Annotated in this window: 24 protein-coding genes and 1 other annotated feature; of the genes, 7 read left to right on the forward strand and 17 right to left on the reverse strand. The window is 42.8% G+C overall.

Annotation, left to right across the window (positions count from 1 at the left end):
- Both Xhom_RS08985 and Xhom_RS08990 read right to left on the reverse strand, forming a co-directional pair.
- The coding region (locus tag Xhom_RS08985) for a phage tail protein (protein WP_099139722.1) at positions 1–1851 on the reverse strand (1851 nt) is incomplete at its 3' end.
- Between the two features lie 257 nt (positions 1852–2108).
- Positions 2109–3689, reverse strand: a complete 1581-nt coding sequence (locus Xhom_RS08990; RefSeq protein ID WP_069316433.1) for a TerC family protein — start codon at positions 3687–3689, stop codon at positions 2109–2111.
- A 284-nt stretch (positions 3690–3973) separates the two neighbouring features.
- Between Xhom_RS08990 and gndA the strand changes: the two genes are divergently transcribed.
- Positions 3974–5380, forward strand: a complete 1407-nt coding sequence (gene gndA / locus Xhom_RS08995; RefSeq protein ID WP_069316432.1) for an NADP-dependent phosphogluconate dehydrogenase — start codon at positions 3974–3976, stop codon at positions 5378–5380.
- 96 nt (positions 5381–5476) lie between these two features.
- On the opposite strand, the gene Xhom_RS39870 is transcribed toward gndA, so the two are convergent.
- Together Xhom_RS39870 and Xhom_RS09000 are read right to left on the reverse strand one after the other, a co-directional pair.
- Positions 5477–5605 carry a hypothetical protein gene (locus Xhom_RS39870; RefSeq protein WP_257784761.1) on the reverse strand — a complete coding sequence of 43 codons (129 nt, stop codon included), beginning with the start codon at positions 5603–5605 and terminating at the stop codon, positions 5477–5479.
- A 106-nt stretch (positions 5606–5711) separates the two neighbouring features.
- The gene (locus Xhom_RS09000) at positions 5712–6206 is read right to left on the reverse strand and encodes a YbaK/prolyl-tRNA synthetase associated domain-containing protein (RefSeq protein WP_069316431.1); all 495 of its coding nucleotides are present in this window, start codon (positions 6204–6206) and stop codon (positions 5712–5714) included.
- Positions 6207–6373: 167 nt separating this feature from the next.
- Here Xhom_RS09000 and yiaY point away from each other — a divergent pair, with 167 nt between their 5' ends.
- Positions 6374–7525, forward strand: coding sequence for an L-threonine dehydrogenase (yiaY, locus tag Xhom_RS09005; RefSeq protein ID WP_069316430.1), 1152 nt, complete (start codon positions 6374–6376; stop codon positions 7523–7525).
- Between the two features lie 129 nt (positions 7526–7654).
- On the opposite strand, the gene hisIE is transcribed toward yiaY, so the two are convergent.
- The 9 genes from hisIE to hisL all read right to left on the reverse strand — a co-directional run bounded on the left by hisIE (position 7655) and on the right by hisL (position 15048).
- Positions 7655–8296: a bifunctional phosphoribosyl-AMP cyclohydrolase/phosphoribosyl-ATP diphosphatase HisIE gene (gene hisIE / locus Xhom_RS09010; RefSeq protein WP_069318453.1), complete on the reverse strand. Its 642-nt coding sequence runs from the start codon at positions 8294–8296 to the stop codon at positions 7655–7657.
- A 2-nt stretch (positions 8297–8298) separates the two neighbouring features.
- Positions 8299–9075: an imidazole glycerol phosphate synthase subunit HisF gene (gene hisF / locus Xhom_RS09015; RefSeq protein WP_069316429.1), complete on the reverse strand. Its 777-nt coding sequence runs from the start codon at positions 9073–9075 to the stop codon at positions 8299–8301.
- Positions 9057–9794, reverse strand: a complete 738-nt coding sequence (hisA, locus tag Xhom_RS09020) for a 1-(5-phosphoribosyl)-5-[(5-phosphoribosylamino)methylideneamino]imidazole-4-carboxamide isomerase (protein WP_069316428.1) — start codon at positions 9792–9794, stop codon at positions 9057–9059. Before hisA ends, hisF begins: the two co-directional genes overlap by 19 nt.
- Before the next feature lie 4 nt (positions 9795–9798).
- Positions 9799–10389 carry an imidazole glycerol phosphate synthase subunit HisH gene (gene hisH / locus Xhom_RS09025; protein ID WP_069316427.1) on the reverse strand — a complete coding sequence of 197 codons (591 nt, stop codon included), beginning with the start codon at positions 10387–10389 and terminating at the stop codon, positions 9799–9801.
- Between the two features lie 24 nt (positions 10390–10413).
- The gene (hisB, locus tag Xhom_RS09030; RefSeq protein ID WP_069316426.1) at positions 10414–11511 is read right to left on the reverse strand and encodes a bifunctional histidinol-phosphatase/imidazoleglycerol-phosphate dehydratase HisB; all 1098 of its coding nucleotides are present in this window, start codon (positions 11509–11511) and stop codon (positions 10414–10416) included.
- Entirely contained in the window at positions 11508–12626 is a 1119-nt protein-coding gene (gene hisC, locus Xhom_RS09035) for a histidinol-phosphate transaminase (protein ID WP_069316425.1), read from the reverse strand. The genes hisB and hisC overlap by 4 nt, the downstream gene beginning before the upstream one ends.
- Positions 12627–12635: 9 nt before the next feature.
- Positions 12636–13964 (reverse strand): histidinol dehydrogenase, encoded by a 1329-nt coding sequence (gene hisD / locus Xhom_RS09040; protein WP_169928420.1) that lies wholly within the window; start codon positions 13962–13964, stop codon positions 12636–12638.
- A 2-nt stretch (positions 13965–13966) separates the two neighbouring features.
- Positions 13967–14866 (reverse strand): ATP phosphoribosyltransferase, encoded by a 900-nt coding sequence (gene hisG, locus Xhom_RS09045; RefSeq protein WP_069316423.1) that lies wholly within the window; start codon positions 14864–14866, stop codon positions 13967–13969.
- 36 nt (positions 14867–14902) lie between these two features.
- Positions 14903–15025 (reverse strand) — a sequence feature (His leader region).
- Positions 15001–15048 (reverse strand): his operon leader peptide, encoded by a 48-nt coding sequence (hisL, locus tag Xhom_RS27080; RefSeq protein WP_139837445.1) that lies wholly within the window; start codon positions 15046–15048, stop codon positions 15001–15003. (Overlaps the previous feature by 25 nt.)
- A 388-nt stretch (positions 15049–15436) precedes the next feature.
- On the opposite strand from hisL, the gene Xhom_RS09050 reads away from it, so the two are divergent.
- A complete protein-coding gene (locus Xhom_RS09050) occupies positions 15437–16285 on the forward strand; it encodes an SDR family oxidoreductase (RefSeq protein WP_069316422.1) in 849 nt (282 codons plus the stop codon).
- A 3-nt stretch (positions 16286–16288) separates the two neighbouring features.
- Here Xhom_RS09050 and Xhom_RS09055 read toward each other — a convergent pair whose 3' ends face one another.
- Complete coding sequence (locus Xhom_RS09055) at positions 16289–16909, reverse strand: glutathione S-transferase family protein (protein WP_069316421.1); 621 nt, start codon at positions 16907–16909, stop codon at positions 16289–16291.
- A 199-nt stretch (positions 16910–17108) separates the two neighbouring features.
- On the opposite strand from Xhom_RS09055, the gene Xhom_RS09060 reads away from it, so the two are divergent.
- Entirely contained in the window at positions 17109–18317 is a 1209-nt protein-coding gene (locus tag Xhom_RS09060) for a serine hydrolase (protein ID WP_069316420.1), read from the forward strand.
- Positions 18318–18415: 98 nt separating this feature from the next.
- On the opposite strand, the gene Xhom_RS09065 is transcribed toward Xhom_RS09060, so the two are convergent.
- The 3 genes from Xhom_RS09065 to Xhom_RS09075 form a co-directional block, all read right to left on the reverse strand.
- Complete coding sequence (locus Xhom_RS09065) at positions 18416–19726, reverse strand: HAAAP family serine/threonine permease (RefSeq protein WP_069316419.1); 1311 nt, start codon at positions 19724–19726, stop codon at positions 18416–18418.
- 1218 nt (positions 19727–20944) lie between these two features.
- Positions 20945–21553 carry an undecaprenyl-diphosphate phosphatase gene (gene ybjG / locus Xhom_RS09070; RefSeq protein WP_069316418.1) on the reverse strand — a complete coding sequence of 203 codons (609 nt, stop codon included), beginning with the start codon at positions 21551–21553 and terminating at the stop codon, positions 20945–20947.
- 530 nt (positions 21554–22083) lie between these two features.
- Positions 22084–22347: a GrxA family glutaredoxin gene (locus Xhom_RS09075; protein ID WP_069316417.1), complete on the reverse strand. Its 264-nt coding sequence runs from the start codon at positions 22345–22347 to the stop codon at positions 22084–22086.
- Positions 22348–22544: 197 nt separating this feature from the next.
- Between Xhom_RS09075 and Xhom_RS09080 the strand changes: the two genes are divergently transcribed.
- From Xhom_RS09080 to rlmC, 3 genes are all read left to right on the forward strand, one after another.
- Positions 22545–22856: a YbjC family protein gene (locus Xhom_RS09080; RefSeq protein ID WP_069316416.1), complete on the forward strand. Its 312-nt coding sequence runs from the start codon at positions 22545–22547 to the stop codon at positions 22854–22856.
- Positions 22857–22939: 83 nt separating this feature from the next.
- Positions 22940–23449: a type III secretion system chaperone family protein gene (locus Xhom_RS09085; protein WP_069316415.1), complete on the forward strand. Its 510-nt coding sequence runs from the start codon at positions 22940–22942 to the stop codon at positions 23447–23449.
- Between the two features lie 25 nt (positions 23450–23474).
- A complete protein-coding gene (gene rlmC, locus Xhom_RS09090) occupies positions 23475–24632 on the forward strand; it encodes a 23S rRNA (uracil(747)-C(5))-methyltransferase RlmC (RefSeq protein ID WP_069316414.1) in 1158 nt (385 codons plus the stop codon).
- The last annotated feature ends 19 nt before the right edge of the window (positions 24633–24651 follow it).

The raw sequence follows: 24651 nt of genomic DNA on the forward strand, positions 1-24651 counted from the left end.
AGCTTGCTGGATCGCGGTGGTGGCATTTTTATTCGCTGTCTCAGCCGATAGCTGCACGGTGCCGATGCGGGCTTCTATGTCCTTCTTGTCATAGGTGCCGATATCACCCGCCGTCAGGTGAATGTCGGTCACCAGTTCCTTGTTATTGACCTTACGGGTTAACGGGACGCTCTTCTCAGCTTGCTGGATCGCGGTGGTGGCATTTTTATTCGCTGTCTCAGCCGATAGCTGCACGGTGCCGATGCGGTCTTCTATTTCCTTCTTGTCATAGGTACCAATATCACCTGCCGTCAGGTGAATGTCGGTCACCAGCTCCTTGTTATTGACCTTACGGATTGATGGAACGCTCTTCTCAGCTTGCTGGATCGCGGTGGTGGCATTTTTATTCGCTGTCTCAGCCGATAGCTGCACGGTGCTGATGCGGTCTTCTATGTCCTTCTTGTCATAGGTACCAATATCACCTGCCGTCAGGTGAATGTCGGTCACCAGCTCCTTGTTATTGACCTTGCGGGTTAACGGAACGCTCTTCTCAGCTTGCTGGATCGCGGTGGTGGCATTTTTATTCGCTGTCTCAGCCGATAGCTGCACGGTGCTGATGCGGTCTTCTATGTCCTTCTTGTCATAGGTACCGATATCACCCGCCGTCAGGTGAATGTCGGTCACCAGCTCCTTGTTATTGACCTTGCGGGTTAACGGAACGCTTTTCTCAGCTTGCTGGATCGCGGTGGTGGCATTTTTATTGGCCGTCTCAGCCGATAGCTGCACGGTGCTGATGCGGTCTTCTATTTCTTTCTTGTTATAGGTACCGATATCATCCACAGTCAGTTGGATGTCAGTGGTTAACTCTTTATTATTAACCTTACGAGTTTGTGGGACATTCTGTTCTGCCTGTTTAAGGGCATGGATGGCATTCTGGTTAGCGGTGTTAGCCAACTTGTTAACTGTTTCGATAAGCCCATCAGTATCCTGCCTGCTGTAGGCATTCACATCAAGCGCGGACAGTTCAACATCGTTTACCAGCTCTTTGCCATTGACCTTACGAGACAATGGCACTTTGGTATTCGCAATATCAATCGCTGTATTTGCTACGTGTTTCGCTCCATCGACAAGGGAATTTGTTTGGATTTTGTCATAGGCGTCGACATCCTGTGCTGTCAGCCCAATATCTCTGGACAGTTCTTTGCCATTGATTTTGCGTGTTACTGGTACATATTTATCTGTAGAAGATATCGTAGTCGCCAGCTCATAGGCTTTATTGGCTAATTCATATGCCGTTTTTATCGCTTTGGGCGTGGCTGCATGTGTTTCAGCGTCACTGTTTACTGCACTATTCAATGCAACAAATCCTTTCTGTGTTAATGTTGCATCAGGGTGGTTACGGCTTTCTGTGTGTTCTTTAATTTTGTCTCTTACATATTGGCGAGTTGCCAGGCCGGAAATCAGCCCTTTTATCCAATCTGTCAGGCCATTGCCACTGACTGTCAAATTCATGTGGATGGTTTGTTCCTGCGATTCAGGTTTGTAGAGATCAGCGCAGTTTCCGACGGCAATGAGTGTGCCATCTTTATCAAATAGCCCCATTTCCCGAATCCACCAATTACCTTTGCCTTCAGGAATTATCTGTTCGGCGATAATTTGGTTGGAGTTTTGAGGATTGATAGTAAAGGTATTAATTTCAGCACGATGTATTTCATTAATCAGTTTGGATTGGCTGGCATGTGGAGTTACTAAACTGCCTCCCCCGTCGCCTACAGCCATATGAGTAATTTCAAGTTTATGGCCTGATGAGGCGGCTTTTTCCAGTTTGCCTGTGCCGGCATGTGTCAGTAATGCAAAATATTTTGTATTCATATAAAACCCTCATTTTATCAACAATAAATAGGTGTATTGCTAACTCAGCCACAGAAGGTGCTTTACAAAGTTTCTGGGCCGTGATGAAGGCGGTGGCGACATCCCCGCTAACTGCCATTGAATGGCACCAATTGTACTTAGGACAATGAAAAGCAAATACCCTAAAAATTAAATGAAGCTGATAAAACTTATAGGAATAAAAAAAACCGGACTTATGCCGGTTTTTTATTAGCTGACGTAACCTCAAAAATAGTGGATTATACTTCTGTCTTTTCTTCCACTTTCAGTGAGGTAATTTTCACTTTGTTGATGCGGTGGCTAGTGACTTCCAGTGGTTCAAACAGATAATCACCAATCTGTAACTGTTCACCTTGTTGTGGAATATGTTGTAGATGTTCCATTAACAAGCCTGCTAGAGTCTGATATTCGCGTTTTTCATCCAATGGCAGTGGCACGTAAAGGACTAAATCCTCCAGTGGCATAAACCCATTGGCAACCCAATACCCTTCTTCCATGACTTGAATATCATGACGTGCATCAAGCTCTCCACCCCCTACAGGCAGGTTGCCGGTAATGGTTTCCATCACATCAGTGACGGTGACCACACCTTCAACGGAACCGAATTCATCAACCACAAAGGCAAAATGTGTTTGTGCCTGACGAAACTGTTCCAGTGCTTGCAATAAAGAAAGGGATTCCGGGAAAATCAGCGGTTGCTGCACTAATTTCCGTAAATCGCAAGTTTTGTGAGTCAGTTGCTGATTCAGGATATCAATAACATGCACTACACCGAGAGGTTCATCACTGATTTGTTCATCTGTGACGACAATTCGAGTATGTGGCTTTTGCTCCAGCAGTTTGGCCAGTTTTTTCGTTGGGGCATGTACATCAAGATAAACCACGTCATGACGTGAGGTCATGATGCTGCTGACAGTGCGCTGTGCCATACTGAGAACACGGGCAATCATCTGGCGTTCTTGAGGCTCGAAGATTTCTTTGTTGTCTGTATGATCCGCAATTAGATTGGACGTGTGATTATCCAGTGCTGCATTTTCCCGTTTGCCATTTAGAATATGGAGAACGGCCTCTGCGGTTCTTTCGCGCAGCGAGCGGGAAGCGCTCAAGAATTTGCGGCGATTGAATTGAGCTAACTGGTTTAATGTCTCAATCATGATGGAGAAGCCGATGGCGGCATAGAGATAGCCTTTCGGAATTTGATAGCCAAAGCCTTCCGCAACCAAGCTGAAACCGATCATCAGCAGGAAGCTGAGACACAGGATAACAATCGTCGGATGAGCATTGACAAATTTTGTCAGAGGCTTGCTGGCCCATATCATCAGGATCATGGCGATAATAACAGCGGCAATCATGATACCAATTTGACTGACCATACCTACGGCTGTGACGACGGAATCCAGTGAGAATACGGCATCCAAAACAATAATTTGCACGACAACCGCCCAGAAGCTAGCTTCTTTGCGTTGTTGATTGGTGTGTAAGTTTTTTCCTTCTAACCTTTCATTTAATTCCATTGTGGATTTAAATAACAGAAAAATCCCCCCTATCAGCATAATTAAATCACGGGCGCTGAAAGGATGCTCCCATAAGGTAACCAGCGGTTTGGTCATAGTTATGAGCCAAGATAGGCTTAAGAGTAGCAATATCCTCATGATCAGGGCAAAGGAAAGCCCTGTCACGCGAGCTTTATCTCTCTGTTTTTCAGGAAGCTTGTCTGCCAGAATGGCAATAAATATTAAGTTGTCAATTCCGAGAACAATTTCTAAAACGATAAGTGTGGCCAGACCAGCCCATATCGTCGGATCAGCGATCCATTCCATACAGTTTATTTTACCTTGTAGTATGACGGCTTCTGCCGACTACTGAATAATGCGTACTGAAATCCGAAATATCAATAGATGATTTATCTCAGTTGGAAATTTTTTCAGCAAAAAAATGTCATAACGGTATCGATTGCATCAATAACTACCCTCTATGACCATTCCTGAGTTAACATGTGATCTCATTAACAAATTGTCCACTCTGTTTTGTTGCATACGGCATATAGCAGCGTTATGTACTGCATCTTGGGTGGGCAGCAGTCATTATTAGACGGGAGTTATTCATGTCCAAACAACAGATCGGTGTTGTCGGTATGGCGGTAATGGGTCGCAATCTGGCGTTGAATATTGAAAGCCGTGGTTACTCTGTATCTATTTTCAACCGCTCCAGCGATAAAACTGATGAAGTTATTGCTGAAAATCCAGGGAAAAAATTAGTTCCAAGTTATTCCATTGAAGAGTTTGTCGATTCGCTGGAAAAGCCACGTCGTATTCTGTTGATGGTTAAGGCTGGTGAAGCTACGGATAAAACGATTGCTTCACTGACGCCACATTTGGATAAGGGTGACATTCTGATCGATGGTGGCAACACCTATTTTCAGGATACGATCCGCCGTAATCGTGAGCTGTCTGCTCAGGGTTTCAACTTTATCGGCACAGGGGTTTCTGGCGGGGAAGAAGGTGCATTGAAAGGCCCTTCCATCATGCCGGGCGGCCAGAAAGAAGCCTATGAGCTGGTTGCACCAATTCTGAAAGAGATCGCGGCGCAAGTTGAGGGTGAACCTTGTGTCACTTATATTGGTGCAGATGGTGCTGGTCATTATGTTAAGATGGTTCACAATGGCATTGAATATGGCGATATGCAGTTGATTGCAGAAGCTTATTCATTGCTGAAAAACGCCTTGAGTCTGAGCAATCAGGAACTGGCTGATGTGTTCAATGACTGGAATCAAGGTGAATTGAGCAGCTACTTAATTGAAATCACGGCTGATATTTTCCGTAAGCAAGATGAAGAGGGGAAATATCTGGTTGACGTGATTCTGGATGAAGCCGCCAACAAAGGTACAGGGAAATGGACTAGCCAAAGTTCATTGGATCTGGGTGTGCCAGTGACATTGATTACGGAATCCGTATTCGCACGTTACATCTCTTCTTTGAAAGATCAGCGCGTAGCGGCATCTAAAGTGTTGTCAGGCCCAGAAGCTCAGTCATTTAACGGTGACAAGGCCGAATTTATCGAAAAAGTTCGCCGTGCTCTGTATTTGGGTAAAATCGTCTCTTATGCACAGGGCTTCCAGCAGCTTAAAGCGGCATCGGATGAATATGATTGGGATCTGAATTACGGTGAAATTGCTAAGATCTTTCGTGCAGGTTGTATCATTCGCGCACAATTCTTGCAAAAAATTACAGATGCGTATAACGAAAATCCGGCGATTGCTAACTTGCTGTTAGCTCCTTACTTCAAACAAATCGCAGATGAATATCAGCAAGCTCTGCGTGACGTTGTTTCATATGGCGTTCAGAATGGCATCCCAACACCAACATTCTCTGCCGCTATTTCTTATTACGACAGTTATCGTTCAGCGGTATTGCCAGCTAATTTGATTCAGGCACAGCGCGATTACTTTGGTGCACACACTTACAAGCGTACTGATAAAGAAGGTATTTTCCATACTGAATGGTTGGAATAATTGTCAGATATTACTTGTTAGTGAATCAATAAAATAGCTAAAAAAGGTGCTGAAAATTCAGCACCTTTTTGTTGGATAAACGTATTAAATCGGCAGTTACTGCTGGAGTAAATGTTGTGCAAATTTTTCCAGCCACCGCGCTATTTCTGCATCATGATGGTAGAGAAATAGTGCAGCAATAATGATAGTAAGCACAACCATTACCAGAACAAAAACATTACTCATATAATAATCACCTATTTTTGTCTGGTTAAATTATAGCAAAAGGTATACCCAATGGATTTCAAGATGTTAGTCACTTTTAATAAATAGTGTATTTTCTTGAGGTTAGCTAATCAGGCATTTTACGAAACGCCACCAATTCTGGTTTGGCGATGCGGCAGTAATCGCCCGTATTTAAAATAATGGAACGTTCTAAACTACCGGCATTAAATGCCAGTTCATTATAACGTTCGAATAAAAGAGGGTCGGCAACGAGCTTCAAATGAGGGTGAAAGCTAAACGGTGGTATAGCACCAAAAACACAGCGTGTTAATTCAGAGACTTCTTTTGGGCTTGCCAGTGATGCCCGGGTTCCGCCGACTTGCTTGGCGAGAGTCACAAGATCGGCTTGTTGGTCAGCAGGTAAAACGGCGAGTATATATTGCCGATAGGCATTCCCTTTAATATGGCAAACCAAGCCCTTGGCACCTTGTCCTAAGTGAGTTCCCCGTATTTTTGCAACCTCTTCTGAACGGCCGCCAGTGGTATGTTCCATAACACGATAGCAGGCATGATGAGTATCCAATAAGGTTGTAAGACGTTCGAAAATGTCATTTTTTAGCAAAATCTTTTCCTATATAAACTCAAAGTGAAAGTTGATACCTGTTTTTACGTTGATATGAGTAATTATTGATTCTGGTCAAAATTACTGAAAGAGATAAATGTCACATTGTAATTAAATTCTCTGACATTGAGATTTGAAATACTTCAGTAAAATCTAAGGAGTTCCACATGGCAGTATCAACTTTCTTTATCCCGCCTGTGAATAAAATCGGTATGGGGTGCATGACTGAAGCCGTTGATTTAATAAAAAACTATGGCTACAGACAAGCTCTAATTGTTACTGACCGCGTGTTAAACGAGATTGGTGTTGTTACAAAAGTTCAGACTTTGCTGGCGGATGTAGGGATAAAAAGTGCGATTTATGATGGTACAAATCCAAACCCAACCACCATTAATGTGGAGGAGGGATTGGAGATCTTACGCCGGCATGACTGCGATTGTGTGATCTCTTTAGGTGGGGGGTCTCCACATGATTGTGCCAAAGGTATTGCGATGGTGGCAACTAACGGTGGGGATATTCGTGATTATGAAGGGGTTGATCGTTCAGCTAAACCTCAGTTACCTCTGATTGCTATCAATACGACAGCCGGTACGGCTTCTGAAATGACTCGCTTTTGTATTATCACGGATGTAGAACGTCATATCAAAATGGCGATTGTGGATAAAAATGTAACGCCTATTTTGTCAGTCAATGATTCTGCTTTAATGGCGGCGATGCCGAAAGGGTTGACGGCTGCGACGGGCATGGACGCACTGACTCATGCTATTGAAGCTTATGTCTCTACGGCAGCGAACCCGATCACTGATGCTTGTGCGTTAAAAGCCGTGACAATGATTAGCAATAATTTACGCCGCGCAGTTGAAAATGGCAGTGATATGGAAGCACGTGAAAATATGGCTTATGCCCAGTTTCTGGCAGGAATGGCGTTTAATAATGCTTCTTTGGGGTATGTCCATGCCATGGCGCACCAGTTAGGTGGATTTTATGATTTACCTCATGGGGTCTGTAATGCGGTTTTATTGCCACATGTACAGAGATTCAATGCAAAAGTTTCTGCTGTTCGTCTGAAAGAGATTGCTGTTGCTATGGGTGTTGATGTGACAAATCTGAATGATGAACAAGGCGCTGAAGCCTGTATTCACGCGATTAGTACATTGGCAACAGATGTCAATATTCCGGCCGGTTTATCTGCACTGAATGTGAAAGAGGAAGATTTGCCAATATTGGCGACTAATGCGTTGAAAGATGCTTGCGGTTTCACTAATCCGATTCAAGCTTCACATGAAGAAATTGTGGCTATCTTTAAAGCAGCAATGTAACAAATAGCAAATTAATCTCACTAAACCTTGCCATTTTTATGGCAAGGTTTAGTGAACTTCAATGCCAAGCGTCCAAGATTATTCTTTGATTAAAACTATGACTTAGTTAAAACCATTCTTCAGTTAAAACTATGCGTTGATTGAGTGCCGCTCCCGTAATTGACGGATAATACAGCTTAAATCTAGATTTTGATCTTGCAGTAAGACTAGTAGGTGATAAATCAAATCAGCAGCTTCATTGGTTAATTCTTCTCTATCGTTAACCGTGGCTGCCAATGCCGTTTCTACGCCTTCTTCACCTACTTTCTGGGCGATACGTTTTGTCCCGCTGGCGTATAAGCGGGCGGTATAAGAACTGTCCGGCGAGGCATTTTTTCGGCTTGCCAGTAACTGCTCCAGTTGATAGAGGAAACCCCAATCGGTTTGCGCGGGGGCAAAACAGCTCTCAGTGCCTTGATGGCAGGTTGGACCAATCGGGTTAACAAGGGCGAGTAGGGTATCGTTGTCACAATCAGGGTAGATATCCACCAAATTCAAAAAATGGCCGGAGCTTTCGCCTTTTGTCCATAACCGCTGTTTGGTACGGGAAAAAAAGGTGACTTTGCCTGAATCGAGTGTGACTTTCAACGCTTCCTGATCCATGTAACCCATCATCAACACGGCACCGGAGATGGCATGTTGGACGATAACGGGCATCAGATTATTCACCTTTTCCCAATCCAGCTTCTCGATTTTTTGTGTTGTTAATTGCCGCGTTGTTAGTTGTCGCATTGTTAGCATATTCTGACCTCGACATTCTGTGTGGCAAGATATTGTTTGAGTTCACTTATTTTAATGATCTGTTTGTGAAAAACGGATGCAGCCAAAGCACCATCAACATTTGCGATTTTAAATGCATCCAGAAAATGCTCGGGTGTACCCGCTCCGCCAGAAGCAACCAGCGGTACAAAACAAATATCGCGAACCAATTTTAATTGAGTGAGATCATAGCCATTACGGACGCCATCCTGATTCATCATATTCAGGACAATCTCACCAGCCCCGCGTCGTTGTACTTCTTTGACCCAATCCAGCGTCTGCCATTGTGTTACGGTTGTTCGCTTTTCGTCCCCCGTAAATTGGTAAACCTGATAACTGTGATTTTTCTCATCAAACCACGTATCAATACCGACAACGACACATTGAACACCATAGCGATCAGCCAGACGGTTAATCAGATCCGGATCTGCGAGAGCAGGTGAGTTGATGGAAATTTTGTCTGCACCAAACGATAAAATTTGGCCTGCTTCTTCGACAGTTTTAATACCTCCTGCTACACAGAAAGGAATGTCGATAACTTCAGCCACCTTTGCCACCCAGCTTTTATCTACCATCCGACCATCAGAAGAGGCGGTAATATCGTAAAAGACCAATTCATCAGCCCCTTCTTGGGCATAGCGTTGTGCGAGGGGGACGATATCACCAATGATTTCATGATTGCGGAATTGGACGCCTTTGACGACTTGCCCATCGCGAACATCAAGGCATGGAATTATGCGTTTTGCCAACATTGGGTTGCCTCCGTCAGTGTAAATTTTCCTTCAAGCAGAGCACGTCCGACAATCACACCTGCCACACCAGCCGTTGGCAGAGGGGAGATATCCGTGAGACTTCCGATGCCGCCAGAGGCTTGAAACTGGATTTGTGGATATTGCTGGCTGATTTCCTGATAGAGAGCGATATTGGAGCCGCTTAAAGTGCCGTCACGGGAAATATCAGTACATAAAACATGTTTGAGGTCAACAGGAAGATATTGCTCAATGATTTCTTCAAGAGTGGCATGGCTATTTTTCTGCCAGCCACTGATGGCGATTTGTTTAACACCGTCATGGCTTATGCGGATATCCAGCGCCAATACAATCGATTCCGCACCATATAGTTGAAACCATTGTTTAACTAATTCAGGTTGTGTAACGGCAGTAGAGCCAATCACAACTCGGTTTGCACCTGCTTCGAGAAGTGCTATGACATCATTTTCTGAACGAATGCCTCCCCCGACTTGAACAGGAACAGAAACACCTGCTAATAGCGTTTTCAGAAGTGCGATCTGGCGCTTGGTTGGATCTTTTGCACCAGTAAGATCCACCAAATGCAATAACTTGGCGCCTGCTTGTTCGTACTGTAGCAGGTGCGAAAGTGGGGAATTTCCATAATCCCGACGCTGTTCGTAATCTCCCTGATGCAAACGCACCACATTACCGTCGATTAAGTCTAATGCAGGTATAATCATGCGCTTACATCTCCAAAAAATTTTTTAGTAATTGTGCGCCTGCTGCACCTGAGCGTTCAGGGTGAAACTGCACACCCAAAAAATTGTCTTGTGCAATGGCACTGCTAAATGAATTACCATATTCCGTTTGGGCAATCGTATATTCACCGACAGGCAGCGCATAACTATGGACAAAATAGAAGCGTTCGTTATCAGTAATATGACGAAACAGGGGATGACCTTCCTGTGTTTTTACTTGGTTCCAGCCCATGTGAGGTAATGGCAGGCCCGCAGTTGCCATCTTTTTGACTGGTGCTTCAATTAACTGTAATAAGGGGACGTTATCGCCTTCCGCACTGACGGCAGCCAATAATTGCATACCGAGGCAAATACCCAATACGGGCTGAGAGAGTGAACGAATCAAAGGTATTAGTTGCCGTTGTTCGAGCTGTTCCATTGCGGCCGTAGCCGTCCCGACTCCCGGCAGGAATAGTTTATCGGCTGAACGCACGATATTTGCATCTAAACTGACTATCGGATCATAACCTAATCGGCAGATGGCATAGGCAACAGAAGCAAGGTTGGCGCAGCCTGTATCCAGAATAACAACGTTCATCATGGCTTCCTTTATAACATTTCCTTATAAAACACCCTTTGAGCTGGGCAAAGTATCGCCTTCTACACGAATGGCTTGTCTTAATGTCCGACCAAAGACTTTGAACAGGCTTTCTGCCCGATGGTGGTCATTTTTTCCTTTGGTTTTCAGGTGCAAAGTGCATCCCATCGTATAAGAGAGAGAACGGAAAAAGTGTTCGATCATCTCTGTGCTTAAATCCCCGACCCGCTGATGTTTAAATTCGGCTTTATATTCAAGGTGAGGGCGGCCGGATATATCCAAGGCACAACGAGCAAGGCATTCATCCATTGGCAGCATAAAGCCAAACCGGGCAATGCCGCGTTTATCACCCAGAGCCTGTTTCAAGGCTTCACCCAGAGCCAACCCTGTATCTTCAACCGTGTGATGATCATCGATATAGAGGTCACCCTTGACTTGTATATTCATGCGGAACCCGCCATGAGTTGCGATTTGATCCAACATATGATCAAAGAAACCTACGCCCGTATTGATACGGCTTCCACCTTCGTGATCCAGCCAGATTTCAATATCAATGACTGTTTCTTTGGTTTTCCGTTCAACGTGAGCATGGCGATCTTTTTTAGTCATTTTTTCACAAATCAGTCTTTCACAAATTGTTGACCAGCCATATGAGCCGGGCTGATAGCGAATGCCTTGAATGCCCATATTTTGAGCGAGTTGCAGATCTGTTTCTCGATCACCGATGACATAACTATTTGCTGTATCGATGTTTTCTGTATTGATCGTATGGCCTGCCAGATATTTTTTCACTAAACCAAGTTTTGGCTTACGACATTGACAGTTATCTTCGGGGGTGTGAGGACAAATCAGGACGTCTTCAAAGCGAATGCCTTGCGAAGTGAAAACCTGCATCATCAGATCGTGTGGTGGAGTAAAATCAGCTTGTGGAAAATTGTCCGTACCTAATCCATCCTGATTAGTAACCATAACCAGCTTATAACCTGCTTTTTGCAGGGATAACAGGGCAGGGATCACATCCGATTCAAAGGCTAATTTATCAAGACGATCGACTTGATAATCGCTAGGTGGTTCGGTAATCAGCGTCCCATCACGGTCGATAAAAAGCAGTTTCTGGCTCATGGATTTTCAGTTTCCTTGATTGGTTGAGTTTGGTTGGAAAGCGTACTAATGGCATTAACCAATTTCTCACATTCATTTCGATTCCCAATGGTGATGCGTAGGCAATTCTCTAATCCCGGTTGTTTTCGCTGATCACGCAAGATAATCCCCTGATCCCATAGGGATTTGAATACAAGTTCTGCATCGGTAAACCTCACCAAAATATAGTTGGTTTCGCTCGGAAACACGGTTTCAACCAACGTCAAATTATTCAATGATTGCTGGAGATAAGTCCGATTACTGACGATTTCTGCCGCGCGATTTTGCATGGTACGAATGCCTGTTTCTGTTAGTGCTTGTGCAGCAATATCCGCGACAGGTGTAGCAAGTGGATAAGGTGCAATCACTTTTAGCATCAATGTGATGATATCGGGAGAAGCCAGCGTAAATCCACAGCGCAATCCAGCCAAAGCGAAAGCTTTCGAGAGGGTTCGCAAAATGACCAAATGAGGGTAGTCTTGCAGCCAGCGGGTGGTAGTCTGGGTGGAAGCATGTTGCGGACAAAATTCGATATAGGCCTCATCAATGGCAACAATGGCACGGTTACGGGCAAGTTCAAGGATCTGGCGTAATGCAGCCGGATCAATCAGGTTGCCAGTGGGATTGTTGGGGCTACAGATGTAGATTAGCTTGACTCGATCCAGATTATTTTTGATGGCGGTAATATCTGGTTGCCAGTCCGTGCTGACCGGGATCTTTTTTTGTTCAATGCCGAAGGTTTCTGCACTAACGCCATACATGCCGTAAGTTGGCGGGCAAAACAGTACAGCATCACTCCCCGGCTCGCAAAAAGCGCGGATCAACAGTTCGATGGATTCATCGGCCCCACGACTGACAAGGACTTGTTCCGGTTGTAGGCCCGCGTACTTGGCATAACGTTGAATAACCGTTGCTGGCTGGCATTCGGGGTAGCGATTAAGTGTGTGTTCGGTAAGCTGGAAATTCGGTGCCGTGGGGTATTCATTCGCATTTAGCCAAACGTCACCATTGCCACCCAAACGGCGGGCAGACATGTAAGGAACTAAGTTGCGAACAGTTTCTCTTGCTAGTGAATTGATATCAAAAACCTTATTCATGATTGCTCCTTAGCTTTGTGATCCCAAATCTGCGTTATTCAGGGCGGTTATGCGTAATGTAACGGCATTTTTATGAGCGATGAGTTGTTCTGCCTGTGCCAGTATTTCGATCGTTGGAGCTAAGGTTTTCAATCCTTGTGGTGTGAGCCGCTGGATGGTCATTCTTTTCAGGAAATCCGCCAGACCGAGGCTGGAATAGGTTGAAGTATAGCCGTAGGTTGGCAGGACATGATTTGTGCCCGATGCATAATCTCCTGCTGACTCTGGCGACCAGTCACCGAGGAAAACGGAACCAGCGCTGGTAATCTGTTCGACAAGTTGCTCCGGTTGACGTGTCTGAATGATCAAATGTTCCGGGCCATATTGATTGCTGATCACCACGCACTGCGCCAGATCTTCAGTAATAATGATCCGACTGGCTTGCAGGGCTTGGGTTGCAATCTGCTGGCGGGGTAATACTGCAAGCTGATTCTCTATTTCACGGATAACCTGCTGAGCAAAATCTTCGTCAGGCGTCACGAGTATGACTTGGGAATCAGGGCCGTGTTCTGCTTGAGAAAGTAGATCCGCTGCTGTAAATATCGGATTGGCTTCGCGATCAGCGATAACCAGTACCTCTGATGGGCCTGCGGGCATATCGATTGCTGCACCATCTATACGCTGGCTCACTTGACGTTTAGCTTCAGTGACCCATGCATTGCCGGGGCCAAAAATTTTATCTACTTGGGGTATGGATTCAGTTCCGAATGCCATTGCCGCAATGGCTTGCGCTCCGCCAATTTGGAAGATTTCGGTGATCCCGCATAATTGTGCGGCATAAAGAATTTCATCGGCAATGGGAGGCGGAGAGCATAGGGTGATTTGACGACATTGCGCGATATTAGCGGGGGTACCCAGCATTAATACTGTGGAAGGCAGGGGGGCTGAACCGCCGGGAATGTAGAGCCCGACTGAATCTATCGGGCGTGTGACTTGCTGGCATCGAACACCCGGTAGTGTTTCAATGTCAATTTCAGACGGCTTTTGAGCTTCGTGGAACTGACGGATATTGCTCATAGCCTGTTGCATGGCTTGCTTAATTTCGGGTGTCAGGCGGTTAACGGCGGCATTCACTTCACTGGCCGAAATCTGGATAGAGTCAACAATCGTTTTATCGAAGCGTTGGCTAAATTCTTTTATTGCCTGATCACCCCGTGTTTTTACCATTTCCAGAATTTGTTTAACTGTGCTGGAAATATCCTCTGCTGCGGCAATAGCCGGACGGGTCAACAATGCCTTTTGCTGAGTTGGCGTACATTCTTGCCAGCGAATGATGGTTTTAAAATTGGTGTTCATCAAGGTTACTCCATCATTTTTTCAATTGGCAGAACCAGAATCGAACTGGCACCCAGTGCTTTGAGTTTTTCCATGGTTTCCCAGAACAGAGTTTCACTACTGACCATGTGCATAGCCACACGATTTTGTGCTCCAGCCAGTGGCAAAATAGTAGGGCGTTCGGCTCCCGGTAGCAGGGAAATAATCTCCTCCAGTTTGTCACTGGGGGCGTGCAGCATAATGTACTTGGATTCTCGTGCCTGAATGACACCCTGAATACGGAGCATCAACTTATCGATGAGTTGTTGTTTTGCTTCTGGCATTTCTCCGTCACGTTGGATAAGGCAGGCTTTTGAGCGATAAATAACTTCGACTTCTCGTAAACCATTAGCTTCCAGTGTGGCGCCTGTTGAGACTAAATCACAGATGGCATCAGCCAGCCCTGCACGGGGGGCAACTTCTACTGAGCCATTGAGGAGACAGGATTTGAAGCGGATGCCTTTTTGATCCAGATAGCGTTTCAATAAGTGTGGATAAGACGTAGCGATGCGGGAGTCTTGTAGGCATTCTGCACCCGTATAAGCGCAATCAAAAGGGGTTGCAAGGGAAAGGCGACACTCACCAAAATCGAGACGGCGCAGTGTTAAATAGCGAGGATTGTCCCCTTGTGCCCGACGTGTCAGTAACTCTTCTTCCAGAACGTTTTCACCAATAATGCCTAAATCAACAACTCCATCCATGACAAGGCCAGGAATATCATCATCGCGAACACGTAGGATATCAATGGGCATATTTTCTGCAAAAGCAATCAAGCGTTGCTGTTGTAAATTGATTTTGATACCACAGCGTGCCAGCAATGTTCTGGAATCATCACTGAGTCGGCCTGATTTTTGAATAGCTACTCGTAAGCGTGTCTTATCTAGCATTTTGTGTTTACCCCATCTCAATATTCAAAATTTACAAACAAAAAACCCCCGGAAAATCTTCCGAGGGTTTTTCATCGTACTCATGCCACCGGAAGACGCGTTAAATGTCTTCCAGCACACAGCAGCCTGAAAGACTAGTCAGGATGATGGTGATGATGATGGCTAAATTGAATACGATTCATAAGATACGATCTCTTTATCTGAGTTTGATGTTATGTTCGGGCTATTTTGTTAAGGGTATTTTATAACGAGCATTCTGTACTTAATATCCCAATGCCCTGATTTAAAATCATAGTGCCTTGTCATTAAGCACGCTAACAAGCTGTTTTGTTAGGTAGTTAGCGCCATGTTTGTGACTAAGGATTGGTTGCTTGTCTTTTAACCTATACGATTTTATGTATGAAAGGCAAACTTTTTTTTAAAAAAGATGTTTGTATTGCGTTAACTATTTGTTTCTTATCGTTTCTTATGATAAATGCCGGGGTTGTCATTAAGGAGGTATACAGATCATGTGAGCTATGATTACATAATATAATGATCAACGTCATGTCAGTCTTGAGGAGTATCATAGTGAGAAAAGTTTCCATTATTGGATTGGGCTGGCTGGGAATGCCATTGGCGCAAGCACTACAACGTAGTGGGGTGCAGGCAATTGGCAGTAAAACAACCCCGGATGGTGTTGAAGCTGCATGTATGTGTGGTATAGGGTGTTATCTGCTGAATTTAAACCCTCAGATTATTTGTGATGCAGATGATCTCGAGCAACTGATGTTTGTTGATGTATTGGTTCTGTCATTGCCCGTTAGCGGTGTCTCTGGTGGTGGGGAAGAATATGTTAAAGCAGTACAGCTAATTGTTGATACTGCACTTTCGTATTCGATTCCGCGCATTATTTTCACTAGTTCAACTTCTGTGTATGGCACGTCTGTTGGTTATCTCAATGAAGATGAGCCATTGTGTCCTGAAACACAATCAGCAAAGGCATTGGTTGAGTTGGAAAACTGGCTGCATCAATTACCCAATACATCGGTAGATATATTACGTTTGGCTGGTTTGGTCGGCGGCGGACGTCATGCAGGGCGTTTCCTTGCCGGAAGAAAGGCAGTTCAAGGGGGAGATAATGTAGTCAATTTGGTTCATCAAGATGATGTTATCTCGGCCATTAAGCTTCTGATCCAGCAGCCGGAAGGTGGGCATATCTATAATCTGTGTGCGCCAAACCATCCGAAAAGGTCAGAGTTTTATTCGTCAGCTTGCCGCCAGCTCGGTTTGACACCACCAGAATTTTTACCGTCAGAAAATTTTTTGCCATCAGAAAACAAAGAACTCCAAGGTAAGGTGATCGATGGTAGCCGTATTTGTCGAGAGCTGGGATTTGAGTACCAATTCCCAGATCCCGATAGAATGCCAATGAGCTAAGAATCAATTTATTTCGATCATAACAATTTTTTGAAAAGCGGGTCTTTTGGTCAGTAATTGATACCAGCGTTCTAGATTTGGCAGTGATGGACGCTCTATCTCTACGTTTAACCACAAATAAACCAGTGGAGCTAGGGCGATATCAACCATACCAAATTTTTCACCGGAAAGGTATTGTTGATGGTTGAGTGTGTCATCGACAATTTTCAGCAATTTTTCAATCTCCCCTAAAATTTGGGTGAGGATTTTTGGATCACGCTGATCTTCAGGTGTTCTGACAAAATTGATCATGAATTGTTTGATGGGGGGAAATAAATTACAGCCTACCCAATCCATCCATTTTTCAATGCTGGCTCTTTCTCGGAGATCGGCAGGATAAAGGCTGTCCTTGCCAAATTTTGCGGCAAGATAACGTACAATCGCGTTTGATTCCCATAAGATAAAATCGTCTTCCTGCAAACAAGGAATAACTGCATTGGGATTCATATGCAGGTATTCAGGCTCGTTGAGCTTGCCAAATTTACCACCAACATCAATTTGTTGATATGGAATGTTGAGCTCTTCCAGACACCAAAGGACTTTTTTCACGTTTGATGAGTTTTTACGACCCCAGACAGTCAGCATTATTTTCTCCTTATGTCAGGTCACTTTGAATTATCGATAATATGACAATAAAATCAGTTGAATGACAGGAAAATCTTTACGCTATTGGATTGGAGTCTTCTCTCATAACATCCTATATTAATAGAGTTTTATATTTGCTTTGTTGATACAAATTTGAGTCGTAGATACAAAGTTGGGCAGTAGAGAAAAAGGGCTAGCGATGATGAAAAAAAGACAGAGGATATCGGTAATCAAATCTTTTACTGTTGGCTTGAGTGTTTTTTGGCTGGTAAGTGTCAATGTATATGCAATAGATGAACCCGCAGCACTTGAAATTGACGCGAAAGCCTTTGTATTAATGGATTATGCCAGCGGAAAAATTCTAGCCGCAAATAACGCTGATGAGCGGTTAGATCCAGCGAGCTTAACAAAGGTAATGACGAGCTATGTGATTGGGCAGGCAATCAAATCAGGTAAAATTTCCACAGAAGATATGGTGACGGTTGGCAAGGATGCTTGGGCGACGGGTAATCCGGTGCTTAAGGGGTCATCACTGATGTTTTTGAAACCGGGTGATCGGGTTAAGGTCATCGATCTGAACCGTGGTATTGTGATCCAATCTGGTAATGACGCGAGCATTGCCTTAGCCGATTATGTGGCAGGAAGTCAGGATTCGTTCGTTGATTTGATGAATAAGTATTCAAAAACATTGGGTTTAAATAATACTCATTTCAAGACGGTGCATGGCCTCGATGCAGAAGGGCAGTTCAGTACAGCCCGTGATATGGCACTTTTGAGCCAGGCGACGATCCGTGATGTACCGGAAGAATATGCTCTTAATAAAGAGAAAGAATTTACTTTTAATAATATCCGTCAGCCTAACCGCAATCGTTTATTGTGGAACCAAAACATGAATGTGGATGGTGTGAAAACCGGACATACCAGTGGTGCGGGCTATAACCTTGTTGCATCGGCAACGGAAGGGCCAATGCGTCTGATCTCGGTGGTATTGGGTGCACCTAGTGATCGGATGCGCTTTTCAGATAGCGAGAAACTTTTGTCATGGGGATTTCGTTTTTATGAATCGGCAACTCCCTTGAAGGCCAGCGATGCGCTGGTGACGGAAAAAATATGGTACGGAACCCAATCGGAAGTCACTTTGGGATTGGAGAAAGACGCTTCAGTGATAGTCCCCCGTGGACAGATGAGTAATTTGAAAGTCAGTTTTACCTTGGAGAAAACTGTTCTCGAAGCGCCATTGGCGAAGAATCAGGTCGTGGGAACTGTGAATTTTACATTGAATGATAAAGTTATTGATCAGCGCCCGTTAGTAGTTAAAGAGGATGTGGAAGAGAGTGGGTTTTTTGGGCGTATATGGGATTTCGTTGTGAAAACAATTAGCGGTTGGTTTAACTCGATATTCGCTTAGTGAGACGTTTAAAAAGAAGTTTAAAAAAATGCCAGTCGCTTTTTGATGACTGGCATTTTTTCGAGCTGCTGTTACAGAAGGCAGCTACTGGGTATTGATTACATGACTGAGTAAATTGCCGCAGAGATAGCAATTGAACCGGTTACAACGACAAAGATATTGCTTGGTTTACCTGCATATTTGCGCATAACAGGAACTTTACGGATCGCGTACATTGGCATGATGAACAGGATCATGGCAATGATTGGGCCACCCAGTGATTCGATGATATTCAGGATACTTGGATTCAGAGTAGCTACAAGCCAAGCACTTACCAACATAAAGAAGCTAGTGATACGATTCAGCGTCTTGTGCTGAAGAGTTTTACCTTGAGTGCTCAGGGCTTTGTTAATGATACCGTTGAAGCCTTCACGGGCACCCAGATAGTGACCAAGGAAAGATTTGGTAATTGCAATGAAAGCGATGCATGGTGCAATGTATTCAATAGCAGGCACTCGGAAATGGTTAGCCAAATAAGACAAGATAGTAATGTTTTGTGCTTTTGCTTCTGCCAGGTTTGCAGGTGATAGGCTCAATACACAACTGAAGACAAAGAACATCACGGTTATCACCATCATGATGTGTGCATAGGCCAGAATGCGTGAGCATTTTTTCTCTGCATATTCACCGTATTCTTCACGTTTCGCCACAGCAAATGCAGAGATGATTGGAGAATGGTTGAAAGAGAAAACCATAACAGGGATCGCTAACCACAACGTGAATAGCAGGCCACTATTGCTTGTACTTGTTGTAGACAAGGCGCTGTCCAATGACAAGGTATCAAAGATAGTCATGTTCCAGTGTGGAATCAAATATAGCGCCAGGATCATCAAAACGGTGACAAATGGGAATACCAGTACACTCATTGCCTTGACAATAGCTTTCTCACCGAAACGGATAATGCTCATCACACCCAGAAGCAATATCAATGCCAGCAGCGCACGTGGTGGCGCATTTATGTGTAACTGGTTAGTGATAAAGCTTTCTACCGTATTGGTCAGTGCAACACTATAGACTAGCAGGATAGGGTAAATTGCAAAGAAGTAGAGAATGGTGATCAGGAACCCTGCAACTTTACCAAAGTGCTCTTCTACCACACCTGTAATATCTTCACCGCTGTTTTTGCCCGATAGGACAAAACGACACATCCCTCGGTGAGCAAAAAATGTCATAGGAAGAGCAAGTATCGCCATGATAATGAGTGGTATTAAACCACCAATACCAGCATTGATGGGAAGAAACAAAACGCCAGCACCAATGGCTGTACCGTATAACCCCAACATCCATACTGTGTCAGATTTACGCCAGGTAGCCTGATCGCTTGTGCCAGAAGCTGTAGACGCGATTGAACCTGTTTGAGATGTATCCATAAATATCTCCGAAATAACGCGGTAAAGTAAAATTTAAAAACTGCTAAACTCGCACATTAATTAAATGCGCGAGCCTGATTCTATTTATATGAATAATAAGTTGTCAGATATTGAGTTGATGTTTATCTAAACGTTTTTATTACTACATTAATGATATGCTCAAAATATGCTCATTTAAAACAAAAGAATTGAATTCTTCTGCAATGTGTTTTTTGATATTTTAATCAAAAAACTTATCCCTGACTTTTGATAGGGAAAATATAGTTATTTTCAGTGAAATGTACCGTGATCGCTCTCGCAATTGCAAGATTTATATGGAAAAGACAGTTTGTTACGAACCTTTATAGATATGTTGATTAAATATTAAATAAGGTAAGATAAACAAAATGGCACAAGATATATGATTATTTTTTTTAAATAATCTTGTTTATTTATGTCACCTACAAAATTATTCATATATTAATATAGTATTTGGTTTAAGAATGAAAAAATTTTAAGTAGTATGATAAATATCATTTTTTTATCTTTACTATACTATTATCGCATATAAATGATATGGTTTAACATTATGATAAAAAAGGAAATATTTTTATCTGTTATGTTCATCTAGAGTATATTTAATTCAAATATATTGTTGATTTTTATTGATTACGCATTAATGAATTTTTTAATCATGAAATTAAAGTGTGGATACTTTATCCGCAGTTGCTTTATTTGTAAAGAAATCATAATCATTTCTTGGTTGTATATTGTTAAATATAACGAAGGGTTTTATTCCGTCATGTTAATTGACATGTAAAAGTTAAATAAATGTTAGTGGTTGATCTGGATAAAATAAAACCATATATTTTATATGGGCACCTTAACTTAAGGTAAATTAACTCACCCTTGTCCAATGCAAGAGTGTTGCAAAATCTCGGCGCTTTTTTTCTACGGATGGAAAAGTAAACTTACATCGCATTTTTATTGCCTGTTATTTACATCAATAACTGACTAAAAATCACCTATAATATCGAGACAACTACCCTTGATAAGTTATACGTCATGGCATGCAAGGTAAATTCCACTCTTACCCAGATATAAACCCGATGTGAATGGGCCTTCTCAGACGGTTTTACGGTATTCTTATAAGATAAAATGTAGTTAACTGGACAGATACCGAGCTCTTGTTCTGTATCATTAGTAATAGTCCCCCCTTCATAGAAGGGGGGACTATTACTAATTTTTTATCCATCCTTTTCTGATGAAAAATGCTCCACAGAATTGGTAAAGGCGAGTTAGTTTACTTTGGATAGGATCACCACACAGGCTCCAGAATACTTGGGAAAAGGCACATCCCATCAGGCTGACTAAAAATGCTCCAACCATATCAATCGGCCAGTGCACACCGACATAGACCCGAGACCAAGCAATTGCACAGGCGATAATCATTAGGCAAGCACCCAGCCAAGTACGGTGCCAGAAGATAACTGCTAATGCAAAGGTAAATACTGCTGTACCGTGGTTACTGGGAAAAGATTCCGTAGGGGCGTGTTCAAGGAAGTTATGACCAAAACCTTCAACGAACGGCCGGGCATGAGGAGCAAATATTCCAATGATATACGATGCAGTGATACCAAAGGCAAAGGCAATACAGGATTTACTGACAACAATACGTTGATTTGTGATGGCTTCTTCTTTTCCCCAAAGCCATAAAGTAGCTAATGTGATGGGGTAAATAAATACGAAATATTTCGCGATAAGGATTGCAAGCGAGATCATTACTGGTGATGAATCAGGTGTTGCGTTGATAAAAGTAAACAAGTTGTGGTTAAGTTGTTCTAGCAAAGTAAGCCTCACAAGCGCAATATTTACGTAATTATGATGATGATATTTTACAATGTATTGTTACGAATAATAGTTTTATAACGCAGGATCTTAAACATAAATTTCATTAATTCATTATGTGATTTAACGTTTGTTGATGTTGCATGAGTAAATTATATTTATGCTTCATCTTTTAAAATTGCCTTTTTGTTGGTCCCGCTTACTCAACCCAGTCTCATAGCCTAATCACATTGTTAACTATTGGCTATGTGGTTGGGGATGTATTGTCTCGACGGAACACGGAATTTAGTGGGTATGATGATGATAGTAAAGAAAAATAATTTTCACTCTGCATATGAGCAGGTAGATATGCGTAGGTAGTAGGTAGATAGTACTGTGAGCAATAAAAAACCCGATAGTCTTTAACCAAAGTGGATGACTATCGGGCTCCTCAATATGGGGACATCAAAGAAAAGCAGTGGCAATAATTAAGACTACGCTATAGCGCGAAAGTTCTCATCATCAAGAAAAAAATTGAAAAATTTTTTAACTTATTTGTATAGTTCCAGATTTTCTTTCGCGTAAGCTTCAAAATCAGTGCAGCCACCAATATGTTTTTCATCAATGAAGATTTGAGGAACAGTTTCAACAGGTTTACCCACTGTTTTCGATAAGTCGTCTTTGGTGATGCCTTCGTCCCAGATATCAATGTAGCGATAATCAAAGTCGTCACGATCTGTTTTTAATTTTTCAGCCAATTCTTTGGCACGAACGCAGTATGGGCAACCTGGGCGACCAAAAATAACAGTGTACATACTAACTCCTTACTGATCTTATAAATTGTCATCTGGGGTTACTATGCCTGTAAGTGTTAATAAAAAAAAGTGGGAATTACCTTTTATTGTAATTAGTCCTGCCAATGGAAGAGATTCAGGTATGATAGCTTGCCGGTAAGTGAGCTTAAGGAAAAGAAATCGGATATTTATTTGTAGAGCTGAATGGTTGGTAGAAAATGAAAATAGATTCATCAAAAGAGATGCGCTCATTGGCAGATATGCCTAAGTTAGTCATTTTATTGGAATTATTTGGAGTTATCCTATTGGTTTTGGCGTATTTGTCGATAACTGATAGCATAATTCTATCGCCTTTATTAATGACGACAGAAGCACACATTGCTATGATCTTATTGGGCATCGGGTGTTTGATCCCCGCAGCTATCCATATTATCTGGCGTGCAGTCTATAATCTTTCCTTCTTGGGAATTGATCATAAGAAAGCGGATAAAAATCATCAGGCTGCCTCTGATGATGAAAAAACAAAATAGGTTAATTATTGTCACTCTTCTACTTAACAGGGTCTTCCCCTAAGGTAGTATGTGTAACTTCTTGGTCATATGAGGTTAATTCGATGGATTCTATGGTTATTCCCAATTTGTCAATATTGCGTACGTGGCTTGAACGGCTAAAAATTTCTTATTTTGAGAATGATTCAAATTCAGTCTTGCATTTGCCTCATATGCAGAATATTGATGGTTTGTTTGATGCCAAGCTTGATTTGTTGGGCGATGTTGTGTTGTTTTCTGCTCTGGCAGAAGTCAGACCAACTGCAATAATTCCATTGGTTGCCAATTTGAGCCAGATTAATGCCAGTTCTCTCACCATTAAGGCATTCCTCGATGTTCAGGATGAAAACTTACCTAAGTTGATTGTTTGTCAGGCATTTCCTATTGCTGCTGGCATGACTTTCTCTCAGTTTTCCAATTTTATGAAACAGGGTGAAGAGCAAATTGCTAACGTGATTTTTGAAATTCACAGTAATAATCTTCTCTATGTGAATCATGATATGGAAAGTGAGATGGAAGTTGAGGAAGAAGAATCTTTGGCTTCGACGAACACATCAACTTTTACCTTGCACTAATATTTTTTGATACGGTTTTTTTATAATGCAATGTGTGCAGTATGCTGCGGGGCATTGTCACTCCTGCCAGTGGCTCGATAAGTCCTATTTACAACAATTATCTGATAAGCAACAACATTTAAAGCAACTTTTACAGGAAATGTCCGTAATACATTGGCTATTGCCAGTGACTGGCAAGACAAGCGAATTTCGTAATAAAGCCAAGATGGTGGTGAGTGGTAGTGTTGAACGCCCTTTACTTGGCATGTTGCATCGTGATGGTAGAACGGTGGATCTTTGTGATTGTCCATTGTATCCACAATATTTTCAGCCAGTATTTGAAGTAATAAAAACATTTATCGCTAAAGCTGGTTTGGTCCCGTACAACGTGGAACGAAAGAAAGGAGAATTGAAATATATTCTTCTGACAGAAAGCCGTGCTAATGGCGAAATGATGCTGCGATTTGTTTTGCGTTCGGAAATTAAACTGATTCAGTTAGAGCGGGCTTTGCCATGGTTGCAGGAACAATTGCCTCAATTGGCAGTGATTTCCGCCAATATTCAGCCGACTCATATGGCGATTCTGGAAGGTGAAAAAGAGATCATTTTTACTGAACGCAAAATGCTAAAGGAAACTTTTAACGGTATCCCGTTGTATATTCGCCCGCGTAGTTTTTTCCAGACTAACCCAGAGATTGCTTCAGAATTGTATGCAACAGCAGGGCTCTGGGTCAGGGAGTTGAATATTAGCAGTATGTGGGATCTGTTTTGTGGTGCTGGTGGCTTTGGTCTGCATTGTGCAGATAAAGCGACTAAGTTAACGGGTATTGAGATCAGTGCTGAGGCTATTGATTGCGCCAAACGTTCAGCTAAAAGTCTTGGATTGGAACAAGTGGAGTTTCAGGCTTTAGATTCTACCCATTTTGCCCTTGATAAATCACAAATACCTGAGTTGGTGTTAGTCAATCCTCCCCGTAGAGGTATAGGCAAAGAACTCTGTGAATATCTTGGCCGGATGGCTCCTGATTATATTCTTTATTCAAGTTGTAATGCTCAAACCATGGCGAAAGATGTTGCTATGCTTAAACGATATCGCATAGAAAAAGTACAACTATTCGACATATTTCCTCATACCGAACATTATGAAACGTTGGCGTTACTGGTTCTTGAAAATAACCAGGCTTCTGAACCTGACAACATATAAGTTGCAAGATTAAATATGT

The sequence above is a fragment of the Xenorhabdus hominickii genome (genome assembly GCF_002632725.1).
Taxonomy (GTDB): domain Bacteria; phylum Pseudomonadota; class Gammaproteobacteria; order Enterobacterales; family Enterobacteriaceae; genus Xenorhabdus; species Xenorhabdus hominickii.